Here is a 5,104-nt window from a genome sequence, read left to right as displayed (position 1 = left end):
GGGTGGCGAGTGGCGGACGGGTGAGGAATACATCGGAATCTGCCTATTTGTGGGGGATAACCTCGGGAAACCGGGACTAATACCGCATACGACCTACGGGTGAAAGCGGAGGACCTTCGGGCTTCGCGCAGATAGATGAGCCGATGTCGGATTAGCTAGTTGGTGGGGTAAAGGCCCACCAAGGCGACGATCCGTAGCTGGTCTGAGAGGATGATCAGCCACACTGGGACTGAGACACGGCCCAGACTCCTACGGGAGGCAGCAGTGGGGAATATTGGACAATGGGCGAAAGCCTGATCCAGCCATGCCGCGTGGGTGAAGAAGGCCTTCGGGTTGTAAAGCCCTTTTGTTGGGAAAGAAAGACGTCCGGCTAATACCCGGATGGAATGACGGTACCCAAAGAATAAGCACCGGCTAACTTCGTGCCAGCAGCCGCGGTAATACGAAGGGTGCAAGCGTTACTCGGAATTACTGGGCGTAAAGGGTGCGTAGGTGGTTCGTTAAGTCTGATGTGAAAGCCCTGGGCTCAACCTGGGAATTGCATTGGATACTGGCGGGCTGGAGTGCGGTAGAGGGTAGTGGAATTCCCGGTGTAGCAGTGAAATGCGTAGATATCGGGAGGAACATCCGTGGCGAAGGCGACTACCTGGACCAGCACTGACACTGAGGCACGAAAGCGTGGGGAGCAAACAGGATTAGATACCCTGGTAGTCCACGCCCTAAACGATGCGAACTGGATGTTGGGTTCAATTAGGAACTCAGTATCGAAGCTAACGCGTTAAGTTCGCCGCCTGGGGAGTACGGTCGCAAGACTGAAACTCAAAGGAATTGACGGGGGCCCGCACAAGCGGTGGAGTATGTGGTTTAATTCGATGCAACGCGAAGAACCTTACCTGGCCTTGACATGTCGCGAACTTTCCAGAGATGGATTGGTGCCTTCGGGAACGCGAACACAGGTGCTGCATGGCTGTCGTCAGCTCGTGTCGTGAGATGTTGGGTTAAGTCCCGCAACGAGCGCAACCCTTGTCCTTAGTTGCCAGCACGTAATGGTGGGAACTTTAAGGAGACCGCCGGTGACAAACCGGAGGAAGGTGGGGATGACGTCAAGTCATCATGGCCCTTACGGCCAGGGCTACACACGTACTACAATGGGAAGGACAGAGGGCTGCAAACTCGCGAGAGCTAGCCAATCCCAGAAACCTTCTCCCAGTCCGGATCGGAGTCTGCAACTCGACTCCGTGAAGTCGGAATCGCTAGTAATCGCAGATCAGAATTGCTGCGGTGAATACGTTCCCGGGCCTTGTACACACCGCCCGTCACACCATGGGAGTGGGTTGCACCAGAAGTAGCTAGTCTAACCTTCGGGAGGACGGTTACCACGGTGTGATTCATGACTAGGGTGAAGTCGTAACAAGGTAGCCGTATCGGAAGGTGCGGCTGGATCACCTCCTTTAGAGACCGGACGGCATTCTGCCTGTCCAGGCGTCCGCACAAGTGACCTGCATCCAGTAGTTCCCGGTAAGCCGCGCGAGCGGAGCCGTGGGAGCGTCCCCTATGGGGCCATAGCTCAGCTGGGAGAGCACCTGCTTTGCAAGCAGGGGGTCGTCGGTTCGATCCCGACTGGCTCCACCACGCTTTACCCGTGAGTCCGAAGTTTTTCGGGTCTGTAGCTCAGGTGGTTAGAGCGCACCCCTGATAAGGGTGAGGTCGGTGGTTCGAGTCCTCCCAGACCCACCATCGGAATACTGGATGATTTTGCGCACACTAAAAGAATTTGATCGCGGCGGCGCTGAGGCCGGCGCGTGATCTTTGAAAATGGGATGTAGCGAGCGTTTGAGACGAACTTGTCCAGACGTGTCGTTTGAGGCTAAGGCGGGAATCCTAGAGATTCCTAATTTGAGTCGTTGCATATTCGCGTCGGTGGCTTGTAACCACCGGCACAAGTTAACTCCGAGGCGACTTGGGGTTATATGGTCAAGCGAATAAGCGCACACGGTGGATGCCTTGGCGGTCAGAGGCGATGAAGGACGTGGCAGCCTGCGAAAAGTGTCGGGGAGCTGGCAACAAGCTTTGATCCGGCAATGTCCGAATGGGGAAACCCACTCCGCAAGGAGTATTGCATGGTGAATACATAGCCATGCAAGGCGAACCCGGGGAACTGAAATATCTAAGTACCCGGAGGAAAAGAAATCAACAGAGATTCCCTGAGTAGCGACGAGCGAACGGGGAACAGCCCAAAAGTCGATTTGGTTTTAGCAAAACAACCTGGAAAGGTTGGCCATAGAAGGTGACAGCCCTGTATGCGAAAGGGCCATATCGATGAATGTGAGTAGGGCGGGGCACGTGAAACCCTGTCTGAACATGGGGGGACCATCCTCCAAGGCTAAATACTCCTGACCGACCGATAGTGAACCAGTACCGTGAGGGAAAGGCGAAAAGAACCCCGGTGAGGGGAGTGAAATAGACCCTGAAACCGTGTGCGTACAAGCAGTAGGAGCCCTTCGGGGTGACTGCGTACCTTTTGTATTATGGGTCAGCGACTTACTGTTCGTGGCAAGCTTAACCGTTTAGGGGAGGCGAAGGGAAACCGAGTCTGATAAGGGCGCATAGTCGCGGGCAGTAGACCCGAAACCGGGTGATCTAGTCATGCCCAGGGTGAAGGTTGAGTAACATCAACTGGAGGCCCGAACCCACTACTGTTGCAAAAGTAGGGGATGAGGTGTGATTAGGAGTGAAAAGCTAATCGAACCCGGAGATAGCTGGTTCTCCTCGAAAGCTATTTAGGTAGCGCCTCATGTGAATCCTCTCGGGGGTAGAGCACTGTTATGGCTAGGGGGTCATCGCGACTTACCAAACCATGGCAAACTCCGAATACCGGGAAGGAATGCATGGGAGACACACGGCGGGTGCTAACGTCCGTCGTGGAAAGGGAAACAACCCAGATCCACAGCTAAGGTCCCCAATTCAGTGCTAAGTGGGAAACGATGTGGAAAGGCATAGACAGCCAGGAGGTTGGCTTAGAAGCAGCCACCCTTTAAAGAAAGCGTAATAGCTCACTGGTCGAGTCGGTCTGCGCGGAAGATTTAACGGGGCTAAGTACTGAACCGAAGCTTGGAGTGCACAGCAATGTGCGCGGTAGAGGAGCGTTCCGTAAGCCGCTGAAGGTGGATCGAGAGGTCTGCTGGAGGTATCGGAAGTGCGAATGCTGACATGAGTAACGATAATGCGGGTGAAAAACCCGCACGCCGAAAGTCTAAGGTTTCCTTGCGCAACGTTAATCGGCGCAGGGTGAGTCGGCCCCTAAGGCGAGGCAGAAATGCGTAGTCGATGGGAAGCTGGTTAATATTCCAGCACCTCGCGTAAGTGCGATGGGGGGACGGAGAAGGGTAGGTGTACCGGGCGTTGGTTGTCCCGGGGAAAGGCAGTAGGTTTGGGACTTAGGCAAATCCGGGTCCCTTTAAGACCGAGCACCGAGACGAGCTCACTAGAGCGAAGTCACTGATCCCACGCTTCCAGGAAAATCCTCTAAGCTTCAGCTTACGCAGACCGTACCGTAAACCGACACAGGTAGACAGGATGAGAATTCTCAGGCGCTTGAGAGAACTCGGGTGAAGGAACTAGGCAACATAGCACCGTAACTTCGGGAGAAGGTGCGCCCTTGATGGTGGCTCATGCGAGCTATAGCTGTCGGGGGCCGCAGTGACCAGGCCGCTGCGACTGTTTATCAAAAACACAGGACTCTGCAAACACGTAAGTGGACGTATAGGGTCTGACGCCTGCCCGGTGCCGGAAGGTTAATTGATGGGGTCAGCCGCAAGGCGAAGCTCTTGATCGAAGCCCCGGTAAACGGCGGCCGTAACTATAACGGTCCTAAGGTAGCGAAATTCCTTGTCGGGTAAGTTCCGACCTGCACGAATGGCGTAACGATGGCGGCGCTGTCTCCACCCGAGACTCAGTGAAATTGAAATCGCTGTGAAGATGCAGCGTTCCCGTGGCAAGACGGAAAGACCCCGTGAACCTTTACTATAGCTTTACACTGAACGTTGAGTTCGTCTGTGTAGGATAGGTGGGAGGCTGTGAAACCATGGCGCTAGCTGTGGTGGAGCCAACCTTGAAATACCACCCTGTCGTGCTTGACGTTCTAACCTGGGCCCGTAATCCGGGTCGGGGACCGTGTATGGTGGGTAGTTTGACTGGGGCGGTCTCCTCCTAAAGAGTAACGGAGGAGCACGAAGGTACGCTCAGCGCGGTCGGACATCGCGCACTGTGTGCAAAGGCATAAGCGTGCTTGACTGCGAGATCGACGGATCAAGCAGGTACGAAAGTAGGTCTTAGTGATCCGGTGGTTCTGTATGGAAGGGCCATCGCTCAACGGATAAAAGGTACTCCGGGGATAACAGGCTGATACCGCCCAAGAGTTCATATCGACGGCGGTGTTTGGCACCTCGATGTCGGCTCATCACATCCTGGGGCTGTAGTCGGTCCCAAGGGTATGGCTGTTCGCCATTTAAAGTGGTACGCGAGCTGGGTTCAGAACGTCGTGAGACAGTTCGGTCCCTATCTGCCATGGGCGTTGGAGATTTGAGAGGGGCTGCTCCTAGTACGAGAGGACCGGAGTGGACGAACCTCTGGTGTTCCGGTTGTCACGCCAGTGGCATTGCCGGGTAGCTACGTTCGGAAGCGATAACCGCTGAAAGCATCTAAGCGGGAAGCGTGCCTCAAGATGAGATCTCCCGGGAGCTTGACTCCCCTGAAGGAACCATCAAGACCAGGTGGTTGATAGGCTGGGTGTGTAAGTACAGCAATGTATTTAGCTAACCAGTACTAATGATCCGTGTGGCTTGACCATATAACCTCAAGTAGCCTTGGACTCGACGACACGTCGCAGTTCGTATCGGCTCGCTACATCCCCCCTCTGAGAGCGTGAGCGCGATCGATCCCATGGAATAATTCCGTCGGATCAACCCGCGACCCTCCACCCTCTCCCTGGTGATAATAGCTGCGTGGAACCACCCGATTCCATTCCGAACTCGGAAGTGAAACGCGCACGCGCCGATGGTAGTGTGCATCTAGCATGCGAGAGTAGGTCATCGCCAGGGTTTTT

2 tRNA genes and 3 rRNA genes are annotated in these 5,104 nt (G+C 55.0%); all 5 read left to right on the top strand.

The window, feature by feature from the left end:
- Nucleotides 1-1,453 (top strand): 16S ribosomal RNA (locus tag ACW7G2_RS13975); the annotation flags it as partial.
- A 103-nt stretch (nucleotides 1,454-1,556) separates the two neighbouring features.
- Nucleotides 1,557-1,632 (top strand) — tRNA-Ala (locus ACW7G2_RS13970).
- A 28-nt stretch (nucleotides 1,633-1,660) separates the two neighbouring features.
- Nucleotides 1,661-1,737, top strand: a tRNA-Ile gene (locus ACW7G2_RS13965).
- A 235-nt stretch (nucleotides 1,738-1,972) separates the two neighbouring features.
- Nucleotides 1,973-4,849 (top strand): 23S ribosomal RNA (locus tag ACW7G2_RS13960).
- Nucleotides 4,850-4,985: 136 nt separating this feature from the next.
- A 5S ribosomal RNA gene (gene rrf / locus ACW7G2_RS13955) occupies nucleotides 4,986-5,099 on the top strand.
- Nucleotides 5,100-5,104 lie beyond the last annotated feature (5 nt).

It is taken from the genome of Luteimonas sp. A277 (assembly GCF_054052045.1).
This window is presented reverse-complemented; position numbering and strand designations above follow the sequence as displayed.